This window comes from Paenibacillus pini JCM 16418 (assembly GCF_000576305.1).
Classification (GTDB): Bacteria; Bacillota; Bacilli; order Paenibacillales; family Paenibacillaceae; genus Paenibacillus_AQ; species Paenibacillus_AQ pini.
Genome location: NZ_BAVZ01000013.1, coordinates 88834 through 110285, shown reverse-complemented (window position 1 = coordinate 110285; position 21452 = coordinate 88834). Strand labels below are relative to the sequence as shown.

Here is a 21452-nt window from a genome sequence, read left to right as displayed (position 1 = left end):
CGCTCCGCGTTTCATTCAGCCAGAAGGCATGAACCAAAACACTTCGCTTTTCGACTTTACAAGTAAAGTCGTTACTCACTCGTTGTTCAGTTTTCAAAGATCAATTTCTCTTTCGTTGCTACCAGTTTGTCTCAGAAGCAACTTTTATAATATATCATGTCCGGCAGTTTAATGCAAGCTTTTTTTTGAGATGTTTTAATTTCTTTCCAATCAGCTTGTCGAGAAAAGTCGTTGTTTAAACGTGTTTTTCTTGACCGGATTTATAATATACCATGGGCGTCAAAATTATACAAGCTTTTTTTACAAATTAAAAAAAAGACCATCATCTTCTCTTCCGAGTCGACAATGGCCTACTTCATATTATAGTGGTCGATTGATTACGTTTCTTCTATATATATGTTTTCTATTCTATTCCGAACCAAGGAATACAAAGCGACAAACTACGATAATTGCTAAAACCCACATGAGCCAGTGGATTCTCTCTTTACGTTTGCCGAAGATATTCGCTATGATCCCCAAGATAACATAAGACAGAATACCAGCGGAGATACCGTTTGCTATACCACCTGAGAAAGGCATTAATACAATCGTCAAGAAAGCTGGGAAAGCGTGAAAGAAATCATCCCATTCGATTTGACGAACCTGGCTCATCATCAATACACCGACGATAATGAGTGCAGGAGCTGTTGCAGCAGATGGAACAACTAAAGCTAATGGAGCGATGAACAAGGCGAGTAGGAATAAAACGCCTGTTGTTACGGCTGTCAGACCTGTACGTCCACCCTCTTCAACACCAGTAGTACTTTCTACGAAAGTAGTAATTGTACTTGTACCAAGAACTGCACCCGCACTTACACCAACAGCGTCTACTAGCATTGCCTTACCAATGATCTTATCGCCCTTCTCTTTATCCTTCATAATTCCCATCCGAGAAGTTGTACCTACCAATGTACCGAACGTATCGAACAGTTCAACGAACGTGAAGATAAATACGATATCAAACAATCCAATATGGAATGCACCTGCTAAATCCAACTTGCCAACAGCAAGATCTGTAAATGAAGGAAGCCAGTTCGCATGAGCCAATGAACTTACATCTGTAACTCCGAGTGGAATACCGATAAGCGTAGTTGCTACGATACCGATCAAAAGTGCTCCTTTAACACGAAGTACCATCAAGATTGCAATAATTAAAAGGCCGATCAGTGCGAGTAGCGTATCTTTATGGTTAATGAAATCCCCTAGCATGAGGTTGAAACTTCCACCACCGATAGGCCCACTAACATCCGTACCTGGATTGACGCTAATAGCGACTAGATTACTCAATTTGAAACCGATCATTGCGATAAACAAACCGATACCAACGGTGATTGCGTGCTTAATATTTGCAGGAACAGCTACCATTAACATCTGACGAATCTTCGTTACTGTCAAAATGATAAAGATAATCCCCGAGATGAATACTGCGCCAAGTGCCGCCTGCCAAGTAATTTGACCATTGGAGCTAAGTACAACAGTCATAAAGTATGCGTTAAGTCCCATACCCGGCGCCAGAGCGATCGGAATATTAACGAACAATCCCATCAGTATAGTTACAAGTCCTGCACCAACTGCGGTTGCAAAGAACACGCCGTTATGTGGAATTCCTGCACCATTTTCTCCAAGAAACAGGTCGTTAACGAAAAGAATGTATGCCATCGCCATAAACGTAGTTAAACCTGCGATGATTTCTGTTCTGACATTTGTTCCGTGTTCCTTTAGCTTAAAGAAACGCTCCATTAGTAAAAATCCCCCTTAAATAATTGAGTCATTACGACAAAAACCCGGCTAGATCTATAAGATCCACCGGGTGTTATGCAAAAAAAAGAGATTTTCTAAAATCGACGACTATCAAAGAACATCATAAATGTCCAAAAGTTTAATCAAATCGTTTCTAGTGTTCCAAGTCTCTTCTTCTCGTAGCTAGATCATTACGGTGACCTCGTAGAAACTTCCGAGCCTATCCTCGGAAATATACGAAAAGATATTCAGTTATTGTCGTTTCTCACATCATTTATTTTATGGAGAACTAAGGAGCTTGTCAATACAGAAAACGAATGTTTTATCATATTTAACTATCCAATGTTCGGAAATAGTGGGTGTTTCCTAAAAACTACTCAATTTCAACAATCAATTCAATCTCAACCGGTGTATTAAACGGAAGTTCATTCGCAGAAATAGCTGAACGTGCATGTCTTCCCTTTTCGCCAAAAATCTCTACTAACAGTTCTGAAGCGCCATTGATAACATAAGGCTGTTCAACGAAACCGTCTGCTGAATTAACGAAAGCGAGCATTTTGACAACTTGCTTGACGCGGTCAAGATCACCCAGATGATCTTTAAGCACAGAGATAATATTTATCATTACCTGACGAGCAGCATCGTATCCCTGCTCAACCGTAAGATCCAATCCAACCTTACCTTCATATTTCAATTTCCCATTTAAACGACAATCATTTCCTGATGTATACACGAGGTTGCCTACCGTTTTTGCTGGAACATATTCTGCTACAGGTACAGGTACTTTCTCCAACACGATACCTTTTTCTTCAAGAATCTTTTCGATATTAGCCATAATTAATAATCTCCTTCTCATGTACATGAATGTATTTTTTAGTTGATATGCAAATGCTTCAGCGTTGATGTTGTGAGCAGCAGTGCTGTACCGGAATAAATATTCCCGGTCGGTCATGCGTATGTTGCTGATGTTCCATCGTCTTGCGTCCATTTACCATGACTAATGAAATCCCGTCTGGATAACGGATTGGATCTTGATAGGATGCTGTGTCCGCGATACGTTCTGGATCAAACACGACGATATCCGCCGCATAACCTGGAACGAGTAATCCGCGTTTACCTAGTTTGAAGCGCTGAACTGGAAAAGAGGTCACTTTTCGTACAGCCTGCTCTAACGTAAGCACTTTCTGTTCCCGAACATACTTAGCAAAGAGACGTGGAAATGTACCGTAAGAACGTGGGTGAGGTTTACCCGTAACACAGCCTAGGCTATCTGAAGCAATCAGTGATTTATCATACCGAATGACTTCCTTCACATCATCTTCTGACATGTGGAAATATACAATCGATACCTTTCCCTGTTCACGAGCCAGAAGTTCTAGTACAACATCCTCAGGGTCCATTCCCCATATTTCACTGATTTCAAGCACATGTTTGCCTTCAAGCAACTGCCCAGCCTGAGATGTGACGGCTGATATGTAAACACTTTGCCAGCCCGTCGAAGCAACGAGATTATCCCAATCTTGCTGTTCCTCTCGTAGTTCAAGTTTAATGCGTTTGCGAATAGCAGGATCCTTAAGACGTTCTAGAGTAGATTCGATTCCGCCCTCCAATACCCAAGGTGGTAGAATAGTAGTAAGTGAAGTCGATCCAGCTGAATAAGGATAAACATCACAAGTAACATCCATCCCCCGGCTTCTTGCATCCTCAATTAGAGTTAGAGCGTTACCCGTTTGGCCCCAATTGATTTTGCCCGCTGCCTTAAGATGACTAACATGCAGTGATACACCGCTACGCTCAGCAATCCAAATTACTTCCCGTACAGAGGCGAGTAAATTGTTACCCTCACCGCGAATATGAGTAGAGAGCAAGCCATTGTAACGGGCTACGACCTTACATAACTCCGTTAGTTCTTCTTTTGAAGTGTAGCTTCCAGGTGCGTACAGCAAGCCAATCGATAAACCGATGGCACCCGCTTGTAGCCCAGCTTCTAGCAGTTCTTTCATTTGCTTCAGCTCTGCCGGTGATGCTGGACGGTTGTCAAAGCCCATGACTGAGATTCGAAGAGCTCCATGAGCGACGTAGGTTGAAACATTTTCCGAAGCAGGTGACTTGGATAGATACTCCATATACTCCTCGATGTTCTCCCATGGCCAAGCCCATGCCGTTTTGCCGATAACCGGTTCAATGTAGCTCTGCAGCTCCGCGGCTCTATGCTTAAAATAAGGTGCAGGTGCAAGGCCACAGTTCCCCACGACCTCAGTGGTAACTCCTTGCTGCACTTTAAATTCGCTGTCTGGCTGATCTAGAATGAGCAAATCTGAGTGGCAGTGCCCATCAATAAAGCCTGGGGCAACAACTTGACCCTTAACGTCTATACGCTCTTTGCTCTCTTCATCCGTCCTACCCACATGGGTAATCACTCCATCTTTTACGCCTAATTGTCCAAAGAACCACGGATTCCCACTGCCATCTACCAATCTACCATTTTCAATGATGATATCGAGCATGAATGCTAAACCTCCCGCATGATCCTGTTCTGCTAAGCTAGCTTTCCTCTTGCTAAAACTGCTAATGTTCGTATTCCTTCTTCTTCATTCGTTATATAGACTTCATTATGCAGATTCACAGTGGAGCAGATATGATTGGGTATAATGTCGAGTGTCTGTCCTACACGCAATCCATGCGCACTGTTCGTACGGATCATTCCATGCTCTTCATTCATTCTCTCAAGGATCGCGTCCGGGTACCCTATAATCTCACCGAACCCTTTTAACTGGAGTGGTGGTTGATTAGGCTGAACGTCGGTAGCGAATGTTTTGCTACCCCCATCCACTACAAGTCGGTCGGGGCTGGGAACGCTCACAATCGTGACACGAACTTTGGCCGCACATTCTTCAATTTGGCAAGCTTCATAACCGTAAGCATACGATCATTGAAAATATACGTCCCCGGTCTTATTTCGGTAACACCCTCGACCTTCGCCGCATAAATGGCCGTTGGAGACGAACCCACACTGACATGTTGAATTCTCAAGCCAGCATTTTGTAGTATTTCAGCAGTCTCTACCATGATCCGTCCTTCTTCTAAACCTGCTGCCTCTAAATCAAGCGTGGATGAACCTTTATAGACTGCACCTTTAAAAGTAAAGATCCCGTTTAGATCAAGTCCTGGTAACGCAGCAATTTGCTGCGCAAGCTCCAATGCTTGGTGAGGGGCTACGCCAGTGCGTGCAAGTCCAGTATCCACTTCAAGACGAAGTTGAAGGGTTACCCCTGCTTCTGTTGCCTGCCGAGATAATTCCTCCGCTGCTGCCATGCTTTCCACACCAATTGAAATTCGGATACGCTTAGCCAAAGCGATCACACGTTTGATTTTGGAAGGAGCTACAATCGGATAAGCAATAAAGATATCGCTAATTCCATGATCGGCCATAACCTCTGCTTCGCTTACTTTCGCAGTCGTGATTCCTACTGCTCCTTGAGAGACTTGCTGCAGTGCAAACTCAGGAATTTTGTGAGTCTTGATATGCGGTCTTAGCTGAACTCCATTCTGCCTTGCAAACTCAGCCATCGTCGCGATATTATGCTTCACAATATTTTCATCAATAACAATACATGGTGTTTCCAATGAGCTTATTTCTATCATGTTCGTTCTCTCCTTCCTTTAGGGAGTGGATTGAGATAAAAAAGGCACAGCTTAATTATATACATTTCATCTTATAACGGAATGATAAAATACGATGATCCTTATACAAATCACGGAAAAATATAAATAACCGAGTAATTACATAAGCTCCGAACAAAAAAACCAGCTTCATGGATTCGTCAAGGTTACGGAAGGAAAATATATTTTACAGATTACTAACAGCTGCATACTGACAGAGTGAGCGTACTAATTGAAGGCCGCTACTCACATCCATTTTCTTCTAATCTTATGATATTAAAATCCCACTAACTCTATGTTCCACCCCCTTCTATTCAAGTAACATATTCCATTAATTCAAAGAACATAAGGTGTGTATGTTGATATGCTATGTAACGCATAGTATAATGCGATGTATAATATTTTGGTGCATTCGGGCATCACATAAATGACAAATTACAATTTTAATTTTTAATGAATGGGTAGGGGGCATGCTATGGACGTACAGTTAAAACGCGGTTTGTTAGAAGTTTGTGTACTGACGGTTCTCTCAAAAGAAGATTCTTATGGATATAAAATTGTAAAGGATCTATCAAAGCATATAGAAATTTCAGAATCAACGCTCTATCCCATATTGAAGCGATTGGAGACCCAGAACTGCGTCACAATATACTCGGTTGAACACAACAGCAGGCTGCGTAAATATTACAAAATCACAGAGCAGGGTAAGGATAAAATTCATAACTTTCTAAATGAATGGGAGTCCGTAATAGCTCTACATGAATTTGTTAAGGAAGGAGCAAACTATGAATAAATTAACATTCTTATCCGAACTTGCTACTAAATTAAACACGCTACCACAAAATGAAATTACGAAATCTCTGGATTTTTATTCTGAAATCATTGACGATCGCATGGATGAAGGAATGAACGAAGAAGATGCAGTCATGGGACTTGGACGCATTGATGACATTGCAAGTGAGATTATTCTTGATTCCACGCCTTTAATTAAGCTGATCGTTCCCGTCTCGGGAAATCAGCTTTCAAAGAGTAATATTGCATTGATATGCCTAGCTTCACCATTATTGATAACTTTGTTTGCAGTGATATTCGTTTTTTATGCGTGCGTATGGTTGATCGTACTTACTCTATTTTTAATCGAACTCTCCTTCATGGTGGCTGGAATTGCAGGAGTAGTTGCTTCGGTTATTCATTTTAGTGAAGATATTCCACTCAGTTTACTTATGTTCTTTGGAGGCTTAATTAGCGTGAGTGTGGGCATTGTGACATTTCGCCCGATTAAACTAATTTCCAAAAAGCTGATGGGATTGGCCATTTGGTTCACAAGAAAAGTTAAACTTAAATTTAAGAAAGAGGTTGACTTCATATGAATACAATATATAAAAAAACGTCGGGGATCCTTATTGCACTCGGATTAGCACTCGTTACTTCAGCCTGCACAACAGATTCTAGTTCGCAGGATACTTCATCTTCATACGAAGAAAAAAATTACACTGTTGAATCGGAGAAAGTCAGCCAAATATCTCTAACTACCCAAGATCGAGCCATTGAGTTGATAGCGTCTAACGATAAGCAGATTCATATCGATTATTTTGAAAGTGAAAAGGAATCCTATGATCTAAAGGTTTCAGACAACAAGGAACTTACAATGAACGCGGTTAATCATAAGAATTGGAAAGATTATATTGGTCTGGATACCGAAAAGACGCATCGTAATATAAAGATAGCCGTTCCAACCGACATTGCCAGCGGGATTCATATTAAAACAACTAACGGTGATATTAAAGTCTCTAAATTGAATATTGCTGGCGCCGTTGATTTAGCAAACTCAGGTGGCAAGATTGAATTGAAAAACGTCGCAGTTGATAAAAGCTTGGTGTTGAAAACCAAAAATGACGACATGTTATTATCCGATGTAAACATCAAGGGTTCCGTTGATGCGTCCAATTCAGATGGTAATATCAAAGTTACCTCCGTTGGGGTTGACGATACGTTGAAATTAAACTCTAAGAATGGAGATATTACGGGTACCATTAAAGGTTCATATGACGTCTTTAATATATCAAGTAAAGCCTCCAAAGGAAAAAATAATCTCCCTGAAAATAAAAGCGGGGGGAATAAGACTTTAGAGGTAAATACAAATAATGGAGATATTAACCTTGAGTTCGTTAAATAAATAGTTGAAATAATAAAAAAAACCTCTTATTTGCGAGAAAACGCAGATAAGAGGTTTTTTGATATTACAGATTTACTAATCTCAAGCCTACTCCCACTCAATCGTAGCCGGTGGCTTAGAAGTCACATCGTAAACGATACGGTTTACGTTATCTACCTCGTTAACGATACGTACGGAAATTTTCTCAAGCACATCCCAAGGGATACGAGCCCAGTCCGCAGTCATACCGTCGATTGAAGTTACAGCACGGATACCTACCGTGTAGGAATACGTACGGGAATCACCCATTACGCCAACGCTCTTCATGTTAGGGAGAGCCGTAAAGTACTGCCAAATTTCGCGATCCAGACCAGCCTTCGCAATTTCTTCACGCAGGATATAATCGGACTCACGTACAATTTGCAGTTTTTCTTCTGTTACTTCACCTAGAACACGAATAGCTAGACCCGGTCCTGGGAAAGGTTGACGCCAAACGATTTCAGGTGGCAATCCACATTCTTCACCAACCTTACGTACTTCATCCTTGAACAATGCGTTCAGCGGTTCAATAAGCTTAAACTTCATGTCTTCTGGAAGTCCGCCTACATTATGGTGAGATTTAATGGTTTCAGCAGTAGCTGTACCACTCTCTACGATATCTGTATAAAGGGTACCTTGGGCAAGGAATGTGAAATCATCAAATTGCTTCGATTCTTCTTCGAAAACATAGATGAATTCGTTACCGATGATTTTACGCTTCTGCTCAGGATCATCGACGCTGCAAGCTTCGACATGAAACGTTCACGTGCATCAATCTTAACTACCTTCATATCGAATTTACCAACGAAGGTTTCCATAACGCTCTCTGCTTCACCTTTACGCAAGAGGTTGTGATCAATGAACATACAAGTCAATTGGTCTCCGATTGCCTTATGAATCAACATCGCTACGACGGAAGAATCTACTCCACCACTTAGTGCACACAGCACCTTACGGTCGCCAACTTCATTGCGAATATCTTTAATCTTCTCTTCGATGAAGGATTCCATCGTCCAGTTACCTTCGCATTTACATACTTCATATAAGAAGTTTTTGATCATTTCATTACCCTGAACAGAGTGACGCACTTCAGGATGGAATTGAACAGCATAAAGCTGCTTGTCCAAATTACTCATCGCCGCAATTGGAGCTGATTCCGTTCCTGCGTCAAGCTTGAATCCCTCAGGCAGCTCAACAACATGGTCTCCATGACTCATCCATACGGTCTGCTTGTCCTCAAGACCTTTAACTAAAACTGAATTTGGAGCAAACTCAAGATCTGCTTTACCGTATTCACGCTTAGATGAACGCTCTACTTTACCTTTAAGCTGTTGCGCCATCAATTGCATACCGTAGCAAATACCAAAAATCGGTAGTCCAAGCTCATAAATAGCTGGGTCAACATGCGGTGCACCTTCTGCATACACGCTAGATGGTCCTCCTGAGAATACGATCCCTTTAGGAGATAACTCCCGAATCTTCTCTACAGGTGTATTGTAAGGCATTAATTCGCTATAAACGCCCAAATCACGAATGCGTCGTGCGATAAGTTGGTTGTATTGTCCCCCGAAGTCCAGGACAACAATGATTTCATTTGGTTTATCCATTACCGAGCCTCCCTCAATTGTTGAAGTTAATTATACGCAACGATAAATCATACCGTCAAGAAAACCGCAATAGCAAACTTATACCAGTTGGTTTGCGATCAGCCAGCATTCTTGCATAAAAGCAATACTCGTTGTACGATTTGGCGGAACTTCATCATAAGCTATCTTTTCCCAATCGTCCGCAAAAGAGTACAAACGGCTGCGCATTATTTCTTCCTCAATATTCAGGGATGTAATGTATTCTCTTACGGTTGCACCCGGATCAATCGCACCATATCGCCGTCCTAAGCCTTCCCAAACAGGGTTCGCCGCTGCCATCAAATGCTTCTTGTGTGGAAAGGTTCGACGGGTGAAATGTAACTGCTTCCATAGTCGATACATTTCACGGCTATGCCATAGATGATGTACCGCTAGAAATAACAAGATTAAACTTAAACTGGTACCTACGATAAGCACCCAATTCAGTCTATTGAGCACAGTAATTAAGCCTAACATTTTCGACCATGAAGAGGGGTTTATAAAGCTTGACCAAGTATATGAAAACACATTGTATATGTTGTTATCTGATGTTTGTGGAGCTAAAACAGGAGAGACTATACTGCCTGTAGCAGCTCCTGGTGTTGGATCAAAAGGTACCCATCCTTGCTGTGGAAAATATACCTCTACCCACGCATGAGCATCACCTTCTGTAATCAAGTAGCGATTGGCTTCCCCTGCATATTTTTGGCCAGGTGCAAACCCCATAACGTACCTTGCAGGAATGTTCTGGCTACGTAATAACACGGTCATTGCGGTTGCAAAATGGGTGCAGTAACCTTGCTTCGTTTCAAACAAAAAGTTATCTACAAAATCTTGGCCTTGGGCTGGAACTCGCGTATCCAACGTATAGGTCATATGCTTCGCTAGATACTCCTTCACCGCGTATACCGTATCATATCGATTTGTATTACCCGAAGTGACTTGTAATCCAAGTTCTTTTACACGGGCTGGTAACTCCCCAGGCAATTGCAAATAATGATCTTTAATCGTTGAAGGATCCGTGCCACCTTGAAGACGCAGCTTGTCCAGCTCGACCTTAGGGATGTAGGTCTCGATTTTGTAACCGACAACACCAGCCGTATTCGTATCGACTGCGAGCTTAATTGTTCCTGCCAACGGGTCTGCCATCATGACAGGTAGAGCTTTAGGGCTACCTGTCTCCACAGCAACTACTTTAGATATAATGCCTCCACCAAATAGCGGGAAGTCTTGTCTCAGTGCTTGCTTAAATTCCACATGCTGCGTGATCAAGTTTCCTTTTTCCTGTGCGATAACCTCATTTTTCGATCCAAAAGGATTTATTGCCGTAGTAGGCATCAAATTGTCAGGTTTCATTGACCACTTACGTCCGTCATAGTTATTCAAAATTTCCCCGCGCCAATACGTTTGCACAGGACTATCCGCTATAAAATATGGTTTACTATTCTGGATTATAGGTTGACCCATATCGATCATGTCACCGCTTAAATTATAGCCCGTCTCAGCCTTCTCTTGTCCTAACTGCATATATCCTGTCTCAGCCCATGCCTGTACATGGCCCACTGCATCATTCAGTGAAGCTCTGTTAAGCTCCTTTGCGGGCATCACTTGCAACCCCGACCAGACTATAGCAACCAACCCCACAGCCGCTAAACTGACAGATATGATCCAAATACCATAAACGGATTTACGAATAACACCTGAAGCATCACTATCTCTGAGTCTTGCTAGATGAGTTAAACCCTGTAACAATAGCACCAGCATACAGGTACGGATTACATCTGCATATACTTGCAGATCAAGTACGGTTTCAAGACCAATCAAGAACAACACAGTAGCTACAGCAAACAGCATAATGCTGCGGCGAAATAGTGCAAGCGACTGTACCGAATACACCAGCATGCACCAGCCAATTACGAGAACCAGCGTACGCGTCTCCTGACTCAACGCAGTATAATGCCCAGTATTCAGCAGATCCACTGCATCGTTTTGAAGGATGTCAATATAAGATCGCATCCATGATAAGGATACTCCTTCCTCGAATGCATACATCCACGCAAACAAGATACTGGCGACATATATCCAAGTCGAGACAAACCACCGGAAACCAAACATGCCAATAAAGAGCAACACTGCAGTTAATACGTACAGTACCTCTATTAGTCGATTGCCGCTTGAACCTTCTACAATAGCCGTAAAGGGATGGAGCCATTCAGCAAACAATCCCATCAGCGTCAGTGATAACAACAATCGAAACAAAAGCGGATCACTGGCTGTGAGATCTAGAGTTTTCCCAGTCGATTTAAACGTGGTTTGGACAGATAGGTTCTCAGATCCAATAAGTTTGCTTTGCGTCTCCACTACCGTCCACCTCCTTACTTAAAGCAGGAGCAGCCGGTCCATTCATTAAAGTAAGTCTGCCGTTCTCAGCACCAAATAATCTTACTCCAAGACGGTTCAACATTTGTGAGGATGCCACAGTGTCAGCGTGATCATACGAAGCATGCTGTTCTTTTCCCAGTGCAATGATCGACTCCTGAAACGCAATGGGTGCCGTACAACAGACATCAACCGCAGCTCCAAGCTCTAGCAATAATGAGACCTCGTGCACTAGCTGCCCCGTCAACACACCACTAATAACCACTACGTGCATGCCAGGTATAATTCGTTGTCTTACCTCTTTGAGCAGTGCTGGGCGCTGTGCTTGACACTTGAGATGAATCGTGGACAGAGCTAGCATCTCCGATGAGATTTTATCATATTTGGCTGACGACCCATTTGGAGAAGTATCACAAATAAGTTCTGTCTGATCACTGTTTCTTCCACAGGTCAGAACCCATCCGGCTGCCGTGGATACGGCAGCTTCAAAAATGAGTTCCGCCGCTTCTTGCCTCTGCTTAGGAGGAAGCGAAGCGATCTCATATCCCTGTGATGAATGATCCAGAATGATGACATGCTCAGCAGTATGTTCTTTTTCCGGCAAAAAGGTCTGAAGGTTCCCGCGTCGTGCTGAACTTTTCCAATGAATTCGGTTTAACGGATCGCCGGGCACATAATCTCTCACTTCATTTCCTCTCGCATCTGGGCTTCTAGTGAAGAAGCGATCTGTGTGTATATGATCATTTTTGAAAGTGCCGATTCTTACATTACTGTCCTCTACAAGATAAGCAGCGGGCATCACAAGGAGATGGTCTTCTCCATCAATCGTAACTCGTCTACTCGCCTTGAACCAACCAAAAAGTCCACCCCACTCTATAGGACAGCTCTCAAATGTACACATCCCCCGGTCTAGTTCATGTATGTAATAAGTACAGGTAAACGAACGCCGAAATCCAGGGAATTCAAGTATACGGCAGCTTCCTCCCGTAAATCGCTCATCTAGAGCAAGCCAAGGCACAGGAAGCACAGACTTGAAATGAACATGCAGTGTGACTTCAATTCCTTCACCTACTGTGACGAACGAATGTTGAAGCTGTCTCCTCATCGTCACCTTTCTTGGACCAAGCAGTTGTAATGCCACTGCCGCTGCGCATATTGCCACACTTAGTAGAAATAAAAACCATACAGAGGCTCCGCCCCGTCCAATATAGATGAGCAATAACGTTATGAGTACTGCTGCGGCTGTTCCCCATTCCAGCCATCTGCGCTTCATGATTGTATCCCTTTGCGCGGATGGAACCCAAGCAGAACAACTTGCTTAAGCAGCTCCTGAATGACATCTTCTCCACGCAGTCCCACAAGCAATGAGGCATGACTTAACACAATACGATGTGCAAGGACAAACGGAGCCGTTTCCTTCATGTCTCCTGGAATGACATAGGATCGACCGTTCATATAAGCCTCGGCCTGAGATGCGTTCATCCATGCCAATGTCCCTCTTGGACTTATACCCAATTGAAGCCTCGGATCATGGCGTGATGTATCGGCGACCTGCACCATGGCTTGCTTAATTGAATCATCCACGTAAATATTCCGTACAGCCTGCTGCATCGCTTCCATTTCCTCGACTAGCATAATAGGCCTCATATGCTCTAGCAGTTGAGAAGACTGCATGCGCGACAGTAGTTCAACTTCCTGCTCTGGGGCGGGATATCCTAGGCTTAGCCGCATAAAGAACCGATCAAGCTGTGCTTCAGGCAAACGATACGTCCCCTCGAAATGCAACGGATTCTGCGTTGCTAGAAGTAGAAATGGACGCGGAAGTGGATAGGTCACTCCATCAACCGTTATTTTACGTTCCTCCATTGCCTCAAGTAGAGCCGACTGCGTCCGTGGTGAAGCACGGTTAATTTCATCAGCCAGTACCATTTGAGACAAAATAGGACCTGGTCTAAATTCAAAACTACCGGTATGTGGAAGGTAGACAGATGTTCCCGTAATATCCGCTGGCATCAGATCATATGTAAACTGAATTCGTCCAAAAGTACAGCCCATACAAGCGGCCATTGTGCGTACGAGGAGCGTCTTTCCTACGCCAGGAACATCCTCAAGTAGCACATGCCCTCCGCATAGCATGGCGAGCAGAACTCTACGAATTTCAGTATCTTTGCCGACCATAACCGTGCTTACCCTTGCAATCATCTGCTGTAGCAGGTCCGGAGCAAAATCATAATCTTGTTTAGGTGAAGTTGACAATGGTACAACCTCCGCTTCATTCACAGATTGATTCCAATTGGAATCTATCATCTATTCTTTCCATGAATGAGAGGAAGTAGACATGAGACTATCTAAGCTACTTTTACGCGGCGTTCTTTCAAATCTGTTGTAGCTAACATGCGGTCATGACCTGCCTTCTCAAAAATATCCCTCAGTGGCACCCAAACTGAATCATTGATCATTTGCACGGGTACCGTAACTGTCGTAGTCTCCCCGCTTCGCTTAGTCGATACGAGTATTCCTTGATCAACATCTATCTTCAGGGAGGTCGCCGCATCAAAGCTAAAGGTTGCTGAGCGAGCCTGCTGATCCCAACGGATACTCCCACCCAATCTTTCAATTACCATACGTAACGGCACCATATATCTCCCTTCTTCAATAAGATATTCTCCGTGTTTCAACGTAGTTCGATAGGGCCTACTTCCAGCATGAGTGGAAGTCCCTGTTCAAACAGAGCTGTATTCATTGAGATATGTGAACGAACCCAATTCGCATCTGGCGCGCTTCTGTGCAATGATTCTGCCTTGGCCGTCACTTTGAATTGTACAGGTGCCATATCCGGAGACAAACTAGCAAACTGATATCCATGTGCACGGTATTTAGCAATAATATCAGGCAAAGCCTTCACAGTTTCACCATGCCCAGAGCCGTCATGCATAAGCAGAACGATGCTATTACTTTTCATGTTCGCAGTTGCTTCCCGTAGTATATCCGCCGCTGGTACCCCACGCCGCTTGGAATCCCCACTATCCACATTCCAATCTGTCACAATGTATCCGCCTTGCTTCAATAGGGTAAAATAGGTATGATCAAAATGCCCGGCAGTTCCGCCTGGCGCCCTTACCAATTGAGGACGGACACCGGTAATCTCACGGATCTCTTCTTCTGTTTCTTTAATCTGATTCCAAAATATTGGGAAAGCCTGATATAACTCTTTATAATTATGGTTAAATGAATGATTACCTATGACATGTCCCTCTTCAGACATACGGTTGATCATTTCAGGATACTGCTTCACCTGTTCTCCAAGCACGAAAAAGGTAGCCTGAATATGCTCCCTCTTCAAAATATCAAGTACCTTCGGCGTTAAGCACTAGGCCCGTCGTCAAAAGTCAGATAGACCGTATTAGGATTTACTGTGATTGAAGCGTTCACCTTGCTTGCCTCTGCCAGAAGCTTATCACTATTCATCAGGCTGCTTACAACGATGAACACAAGCAAGATCATACAACGAATCATTCCGAAATTACCTCTACCGTGATTACGATATACCAATGAATCTAACATCCTATTCTACCTCCACATATCTATGATTCTTGCGCTCTAGTAGATTATATGGATTCATTTCATGAAATAGACTTCTGACAGCGCTATTATTCCAGATTAGATTAAAGTGCTGCGTACCGATAAATTCAGGCATCCCTTAGGGCCTTTTGGAGTGTGAACTATAATGGAACTGCTGAAATGGGTCCAGTTGTTATTCAGTGAGTACGGCTATGCTGTATTGTTCATTGGATTGCTGCTGGAATGTATTGCCCTTCCCTTTCCAGGGGAGACCACGATGAGCTACGCAGGATATCTCTCCTATGCAGGTAAATTAGATTTCTGGGGGCTGCTAGTTCTTGCGTTTGTAGGAACTACAATTGGCATCACAATCACCTATCTCATTGGCCTCAAAGCGGGTCTTCCCTTTATCAAGCGCTATGGCAAATGGGTACTGCTCACGGATCACAAAATCGAACGTGCCCAAAAATGGTTTAATAAATATGGCAACGGACTCATTTTTATCGGTTATTTCATTCCTGGCGTCCGTCACTTCACTGGTTATTTTGCGGGAATCATTTCTCTTCCTTTCCGTAAATTCGCTTTATATGCTTACAGTGGTGCTGCGCTCTGGGTTACCCTTTTCCTAAGCATAGGTAAAATATTTGGTCCACAATGGAAAAGCGTATTTCACCTCGTAGAGAAATATTCATTCTGGGTTGTCGGTGGAATCATCCTCGTTGCAGTTCTGTTGCTACTTTACAGGTCGCGAAACAAATTTCTGCCACTCCTGCTAAAGACCGAACGCAAGAAGAAGGTCAAGCATGTATCTAAACCACGTTAAACACTTTAAAATAGAACATAAAAAAAGAGGATGCTGAAATTTCAGCATCCTCTTTCTTATGATTCACAATAATCATGGAGTCTATCTTCTTATGCGTTGTTTGCTTCGCTCTTAGGCGTACTCATTTCTTTCTGCAAGTTCTCTGGTTGCGGCTTTGTTTTCTTAATAAAGAACGCAAGTACCAGAGCAGTTACACTAAGCCAAGTCGCAATAACAAATGCGTAATTGATACCATGTACCGTTGATTCTGCAACTACTTTGGCCATTTGCACTTTATTGTTCGGATCTACTCCACCTGCTGCAAGTGTTTCTGTAACACGGTGCTTGGTCTGAGTTGTCATAATCGTTACCAAGATCGCTGTACCGATTGATCCGGAAATCGTCCGAAGTGTATTCGACATGGCCGTACCATGAGCAATCATCCGTTGCGGCAACTGATTTAGACCTGCTGTTTGAATTGGCATCATCAGCATAGACATACCGAACATCCGCGCTGTGTACATCAGAATTAAATGTGTATATGTCATATCTACAGTAAGACGACTGAATTCAAAAGTTGTAATCACTGTGATGACCAAACCTATAACTGATAGCCATCTTGCCCCAATTTTATCAAAAATAGCACCGGTGATTGGAGACATAATCCCCATTAGAATCGCACCTGGAAGCATCATAAGACCCGATTGAATAGGAGTAAAACCACGAATGTTTTGTAAGAAAATAGGAAGCAAGATCATACCTGCAAACATAGCCATTGTAATAATGACGTTAATTATCGTAGTCAACGTATACATATTATATTTGAAAATTTTAAATTCCAGTAACGGAGTCTCGGACTTTAACTGACGCCAAACAAATATGACAAGTGATAACGCACCTATAACAAGAGTAGAAATAACTGTTGCGCTACCCCATCCATCCGTACCGGCATCACTGAAACCGTACAAAAGACCACCAAAACCTACTGTTGAAAGCACGACAGATAAATAGTCCAGTTTCGGCTTCGTCACTTTCGTTACATTGGTTAGGAAGAAAATACCGATCAATGTAGCAATAACAGCGACTGGCAAAATAATATAGAACAGAACTCTCCAAGAATGATGCTCTACAACGTAACCCGATAAGGTTGGTCCAATGGCTGGTGCGAGAATCATTGCGATCCCCATCATACCCATGGCGGAACCACGTTTCTCAATCGGGAAAATATTAAGGAATACAACGGTCATGAGCGGCATTAGAATACCTGCTCCTGCTGCTTGGACAACACGCCCTGTCATTAATATAGCAAAGGTTGGTGAAATCGCACATATGAGTGTACCTATAGAAAATAACGACATAGCGGTAATAAACAATTGACGAGTCGTAAATCTTGCAATCAAGAATGCAGAAACCGGAATCAATACCCCGTTAACGAGCATGTAGCCTGTCGTTAGCCATTGGCCTGTTGATGCGGTAATGCCTAAGTTCTCCATAATCTTCGGTAATGCTACATTCATTAGCGTCTGGTTCAAGAACGCTACAAATGCTCCGATAAGCAGGGCTGCGATAATCGGCCCTTTGCGTATGTGCTCCATTGACTGAGCTTGGCTGCTATTCATAATTAGTCTCTCTCTCTCCCTCTTTTGGTTGTTGTAATTTCTCAACAATTTGTTCATGTATTCTAAATAAATGTTCCCTGTCCTCTGCACTGATATCCAAAAGTGGGATCAGATTATCCATACGGGTGTCTTCAGTTCGTTTGCGAATTTCATCTCCTTTCACTGTAGCGCGTAGTGTAATCGACCTGCGATCATTCTCCGAACGAGTACGCGCAACCAGACCAGCTTTGACAAGTCGATCTACAACACCGCTGGTTGTACTGTTACCAATGTGAATCAATTCTGCTAACTCATTAAGACGGATGTCAGGATGATCCCGTAAGGTTCGGAGAACAAGAAATTGTATCCAGGTGATTTCAGGGGTTTCATTGTCTTTCCACAATAAGTGGTATAACGAAAGATGTACTTTACGAAAAGAGCACAGCATTTCGAGGATTTTCTCTTGAGGATCCAATATTTGCTTCACCTTGTTTCATAATCTATTGCAAGATTAATTATTCGTGTACGAATTATATTAATGAGAACAGATTTAAATGTCAATAAAAACATACGATAAAAATTACATATGATTTTACATTCTATTTTCAAAAGTCCAGCCTAATGCAGTATAAATCGCTTACATTCTTGCAACAATTTACAATATCGATAAGATCTCATCACGATGGCCAGCAACCTTCACTTTTCTCCATTCCTTCATTAGCTTGCCCTCTTCATCGATAAGAAATGTAGAACGAACGATACCCTCGTACTCGCGGCCGTACATTTTTTTGAGCTGCCATACTCCATATTGTTCACTTACTTTATGATCTGGATCTGAAAGTAGCATGAAAGGAAGATCATATTTAGCAGCAAATTTCGTATGTGACTTCAATTCATCTGGACTAATACCAATAACGACAGCCCCCTTATTTTGCAGCTCATGATGAGCGTCACGGAAATCACAGGCTTCCTGTGTACATCCCGGTGTCATATCTTTTGGATAAAAATAGAGCACGACTTTACTCCCACGAAAATGACTCAACGTTACATTCTCTCCATTTGAACCTAGTAACGTAAAATCAGGTACCTCTTGTCCTATTTCCATGTTTACCATCACTAATCAAGCCCCTTTCCCATTCTGGGTTTTCTATTAAAATTGCTAGAACACATAAAAAAAATTATAATAAATGAGTCATCAACGCACAAATAAGGAAGCAACATGCCTCTACCACGATCATGATAGTGAAAGGAAGAACCGAATGTCCTCTAGGAAAAAAACAATATTGTGGATTGTCGCCATCATCTTAATTGCCGTCATCGGCTATGCGATCTACTATGTTACTTCTATTTATAACGGATTGGAAGGATTGAAGAAGGACGGTGAAGCCTCCCCTTTTAAAACAATCGCTACTGAACCTGTTAGTGTGCCTGATCCCCCGAAATGGGAAGGAACAGAACCCGTCAACATTCTACTGATGGGTGTGGATGCCCGTGGAGCAAAAGAGGGTGAAGTTCCCCGTTCAGACAGTATGATGGTAGCATCATTAGATCCCGTGAAAAAGAAAATACATGTATTCTCTATTTTGCGCGATACGTATGTAGATATTCCAGAGCATAGGAAGGACCGGATTAATACTGCGATTACGCATGGCCCGAACACGGCAATGAAGGCAGTTGGTGACCTGCTCGGTATTCCTATTCAATATTATGTCTACACTGACTTCCAAGGCTTCATTAAATTGGTGGACGCAGTAAACGGTGTGGATTTCTTCGTGGAGAAGGATATGTATTATCCGAGTAATGCGGATAAGCATGAATACGATATTAATTTAAAAGAGGGCATGCAGCATCTCGATGGAAATACCGCGCTACAGTATGTACGTTTCCGCCATGATGCAACATCCGATTTCAGCAGAACTGAACGCCAGCGTGAATTCCTGAAAGCCATGGCTGAGAAGCTACAGTCCACGACTTCTATTATGAAGCTGCCTTCCATTCTTGAAGGAGTAAGTCCTTACATCGACACAAATCTGTCGGTCAATGATATGTGGAAGCTCGCCTCTGTTGGCTACCAAAGTAAAATGGCTGGAAGTGAACAGATTCCACCGATGAAGCTGCTCAAAGAAACTACCGTTGGCGCATCTGATGTTATAACAGTTTCGAATGAAAAGGCACTCAAATCGTACATTCAAGATATTCTCAGCAAACCCGAGCCGGTACCTGTCTCAAGTGAAGGAAAACCCGGAACGGATGACTCAACTACATCAACTCAAGACAAAACGTCTTCAAGCACAAAAGATGGAACCGACAGCAACTAATGCTGGCGGTTTTCTCCGCATGTGTACATGAAAGGAAGTCTACCAGATATGAATCGAACACGTTCTGAACAATTATACCAAGAAGCATTACAACACATCGTCGGTGGCGTCAACAGCCCCTCCCGTTCTTTTAAAGCGGTTGGCGGCGGTGCACCTGTCTTTATGAAACGAGCCAAAGGTGCCTTCTTCTGGGATGAAGATGACAATCGTTACATTGATTATTTGGCTGCTTATGGCCCAATTATTACGGGACATGCCCATCCACATATTACAGCTGCGATCACACGCGCTGCGGAGAATGGTACACTATATGGCACGCCAACAGAGCTTGAAATCCGCTTGGCACGCATGTTGAAGGAAGCTATTCCTTCTATGGATAAGGTGCGCTTCGTTAACTCCGGTACAGAGGCTGTCATGACGACGATTCGGGTCGCAAGAGCCTATACGAAACGCAGTAAAATTATTAAGTTTGCTGGCTGCTATCACGGCCACTCCGATCTTGTACTTGTTGCAGCCGGTTCTGGTCCATCTACACTTGGTATTCCGGACAGCGCTGGTGTCCCCGCTAGTATTGCGCAAGAAGTGATTACGGTTCCTTTTAACGACTTAGACGCACTGCAAACAACCCTTGCTAAATGGGGCGAGGATGTCGCTGCTGTTATGGTTGAGCCTATCGTTGGTAACTTCGGTATGGTTATGCCTCATGAAGGCTTCCTCGAAGGATTGTGCAAGCTTACACATGATAATGGATCGCTCGTTATTTATGACGAAGTCATCACAGCCTTCCGCTTCCATTACGGCTCAGCCCAAACCTTTGCGGGTCTCGGTAACCCTGAGGACATTCAGCCTGACCTGACTGCCCTTGGCAAAGTCATTGGTGGCGGGCTGCCTATTGGTGCATACGGTGGCCGTAAGCACGTTATGGAGCAAGTTGCTCCGCTCGGCCCTGCTTACCAAGCTGGCACAATGGCAGGCAACCCAGCCTCCATTTCCGCAGGTATTGCCTGCCTAGAGGTACTTCAAGGCGAGGGCGTCTATGAAGAGATGGATCGCTTAGCCATTAAGCTTGCTGATGGACTTAAGGCATCAGCAGATCGACACGGTATTCCACTTACGATTAACCGTATTCGTGGTTCATTCTCTACTCACTTCTGTGATCACCCAGTTACGAACTATGAAGAAGCGCAGGATACAGACGGAGAAGCATTTGCAGCGTTCTTCCGCCACATGTTAGAGCGTAACATCAACTTAGCACCTTCTAAGTATGAAGCTTGGTTCTTAACCACTGCCCATACGGAGGCCGACATTGATGCGACGCTAGAAGCGGCAGATGCTTCGTTTCGTGAGATGAGCGGGAAGTAAGATTAGGAGCTGAACGCTTCCCGAACGGAACGCTTTTCCATAATTGTTTCATTCTCTCCGCTAATTCCAGCATTAAATTTACTTCTTATAATAATTAAAAAGGCAGACCAAGAAATTTCTTGGTCTGCCTTTTTAATGTGTAATATTTAATCAGCTCGTTAACTTTCTACT

The 21452-nt window shown here is 43.1% G+C and carries 20 protein-coding genes, 1 pseudogene and 1 riboswitch; of the genes and pseudogenes, 6 read left to right on the top strand and 15 right to left on the bottom strand.

Annotation, left to right across the window (positions count from 1 at the left end):
* Window positions 1-408 precede the first annotated feature (408 nt).
* From JCM16418_RS17150 to JCM16418_RS17135, 5 genes are all read right to left on the bottom strand, one after another.
* A complete protein-coding gene (locus JCM16418_RS17150) occupies window positions 409-1779 on the bottom strand; it encodes an NCS2 family permease (RefSeq protein ID WP_036651370.1) in 1371 nt (456 codons plus the stop codon).
* A gap of 160 nt (window positions 1780-1939) precedes the next feature.
* Window positions 1940-2039, bottom strand: a riboswitch (purine riboswitch).
* A gap of 113 nt (window positions 2040-2152) precedes the next feature.
* Complete coding sequence (locus tag JCM16418_RS17145) at window positions 2153-2614, bottom strand: RidA family protein (protein ID WP_036651369.1); 462 nt, start codon at window positions 2612-2614, stop codon at window positions 2153-2155.
* 58 nt (window positions 2615-2672) lie between these two features.
* Complete coding sequence (locus JCM16418_RS17140; protein WP_036651366.1) at window positions 2673-4286, bottom strand: N-acyl-D-amino-acid deacylase family protein; 1614 nt, start codon at window positions 4284-4286, stop codon at window positions 2673-2675.
* 32 nt (window positions 4287-4318) lie between these two features.
* The gene (locus JCM16418_RS26050; protein WP_242403884.1) at window positions 4319-4642 is read right to left on the bottom strand and encodes a type III PLP-dependent enzyme domain-containing protein; all 324 of its coding nucleotides are present in this window, start codon (window positions 4640-4642) and stop codon (window positions 4319-4321) included.
* Window positions 4639-5424 (bottom strand): alanine racemase, encoded by a 786-nt coding sequence (locus JCM16418_RS17135; protein WP_242403883.1) that lies wholly within the window; start codon window positions 5422-5424, stop codon window positions 4639-4641. The genes JCM16418_RS26050 and JCM16418_RS17135 overlap by 4 nt, the downstream gene beginning before the upstream one ends.
* A gap of 493 nt (window positions 5425-5917) precedes the next feature.
* Between JCM16418_RS17135 and JCM16418_RS17130 the strand changes: the two genes are divergently transcribed.
* From JCM16418_RS17130 to JCM16418_RS17120, 3 genes are read left to right on the top strand one after another with little or no spacing between them, the layout of a single operon-like run.
* A complete protein-coding gene (locus tag JCM16418_RS17130) occupies window positions 5918-6235 on the top strand; it encodes a PadR family transcriptional regulator (RefSeq protein WP_036651364.1) in 318 nt (105 codons plus the stop codon).
* On the top strand, window positions 6228-6812 hold the full coding sequence (locus JCM16418_RS17125; protein WP_036651362.1) for a DUF1700 domain-containing protein: 585 nt from the start codon (window positions 6228-6230) through the stop codon (window positions 6810-6812). The genes JCM16418_RS17130 and JCM16418_RS17125 overlap by 8 nt, the downstream gene beginning before the upstream one ends.
* The gene (locus JCM16418_RS17120; RefSeq protein WP_036651361.1) at window positions 6809-7618 is read left to right on the top strand and encodes a DUF4097 family beta strand repeat-containing protein; all 810 of its coding nucleotides are present in this window, start codon (window positions 6809-6811) and stop codon (window positions 7616-7618) included. Before JCM16418_RS17125 ends, JCM16418_RS17120 begins: the two co-directional genes overlap by 4 nt.
* A gap of 87 nt (window positions 7619-7705) precedes the next feature.
* Here the strand turns inward: JCM16418_RS17120 and guaA are convergent.
* The 7 genes and pseudogenes from guaA to JCM16418_RS23910 form a co-directional block, all read right to left on the bottom strand.
* Window positions 7706-9243: pseudogene (gene guaA / locus JCM16418_RS17115) on the bottom strand (glutamine-hydrolyzing GMP synthase).
* Window positions 9244-9321: 78 nt separating this feature from the next.
* Window positions 9322-11622: a transglutaminase TgpA family protein gene (locus JCM16418_RS17110; RefSeq protein WP_036651359.1), complete on the bottom strand. Its 2301-nt coding sequence runs from the start codon at window positions 11620-11622 to the stop codon at window positions 9322-9324.
* Window positions 11591-12913, bottom strand: a complete 1323-nt coding sequence (locus JCM16418_RS23925) for a DUF58 domain-containing protein (protein WP_052020465.1) — start codon at window positions 12911-12913, stop codon at window positions 11591-11593. Before JCM16418_RS23925 ends, JCM16418_RS17110 begins: the two co-directional genes overlap by 32 nt.
* Window positions 12910-13842, bottom strand: a complete 933-nt coding sequence (locus JCM16418_RS17100; RefSeq protein WP_242403886.1) for an AAA family ATPase — start codon at window positions 13840-13842, stop codon at window positions 12910-12912. Before JCM16418_RS17100 ends, JCM16418_RS23925 begins: the two co-directional genes overlap by 4 nt.
* 146 nt (window positions 13843-13988) lie before the next feature.
* Complete coding sequence (locus tag JCM16418_RS23920) at window positions 13989-14264, bottom strand: stalk domain-containing protein (RefSeq protein WP_158442445.1); 276 nt, start codon at window positions 14262-14264, stop codon at window positions 13989-13991.
* Between the two features lie 50 nt (window positions 14265-14314).
* Window positions 14315-14950: a polysaccharide deacetylase family protein gene (locus tag JCM16418_RS23915; RefSeq protein ID WP_242403882.1), complete on the bottom strand. Its 636-nt coding sequence runs from the start codon at window positions 14948-14950 to the stop codon at window positions 14315-14317.
* Between the two features lie 53 nt (window positions 14951-15003).
* Window positions 15004-15204 (bottom strand): hypothetical protein, encoded by a 201-nt coding sequence (locus JCM16418_RS23910; RefSeq protein WP_052020460.1) that lies wholly within the window; start codon window positions 15202-15204, stop codon window positions 15004-15006.
* A 163-nt stretch (window positions 15205-15367) separates the two neighbouring features.
* On the opposite strand from JCM16418_RS23910, the gene JCM16418_RS17090 reads away from it, so the two are divergent.
* A complete protein-coding gene (locus JCM16418_RS17090) occupies window positions 15368-16024 on the top strand; it encodes a DedA family protein (protein WP_036651357.1) in 657 nt (218 codons plus the stop codon).
* Between the two features lie 89 nt (window positions 16025-16113).
* On the opposite strand, the gene JCM16418_RS17085 is transcribed toward JCM16418_RS17090, so the two are convergent.
* The 3 genes from JCM16418_RS17085 to bcp form a co-directional block, all read right to left on the bottom strand.
* Window positions 16114-17622, bottom strand: a complete 1509-nt coding sequence (locus JCM16418_RS17085; RefSeq protein WP_036651355.1) for a DHA2 family efflux MFS transporter permease subunit — start codon at window positions 17620-17622, stop codon at window positions 16114-16116.
* Window positions 17615-18076, bottom strand: a complete 462-nt coding sequence (locus JCM16418_RS17080) for a MarR family winged helix-turn-helix transcriptional regulator (RefSeq protein ID WP_036651352.1) — start codon at window positions 18074-18076, stop codon at window positions 17615-17617. Before JCM16418_RS17080 ends, JCM16418_RS17085 begins: the two co-directional genes overlap by 8 nt.
* 180 nt (window positions 18077-18256) lie before the next feature.
* Window positions 18257-18715 (bottom strand): thioredoxin-dependent thiol peroxidase, encoded by a 459-nt coding sequence (bcp, locus tag JCM16418_RS17075; RefSeq protein WP_036651349.1) that lies wholly within the window; start codon window positions 18713-18715, stop codon window positions 18257-18259.
* A gap of 145 nt (window positions 18716-18860) precedes the next feature.
* On the opposite strand from bcp, the gene JCM16418_RS17070 reads away from it, so the two are divergent.
* Window positions 18861-19919, top strand: coding sequence for an LCP family protein (locus JCM16418_RS17070; RefSeq protein ID WP_036651346.1), 1059 nt, complete (start codon window positions 18861-18863; stop codon window positions 19917-19919).
* Between the two features lie 48 nt (window positions 19920-19967).
* Window positions 19968-21281, top strand: a complete 1314-nt coding sequence (locus JCM16418_RS17065; protein WP_036651344.1) for a glutamate-1-semialdehyde 2,1-aminomutase — start codon at window positions 19968-19970, stop codon at window positions 21279-21281.
* The last annotated feature ends 171 nt before the right edge of the window (window positions 21282-21452 follow it).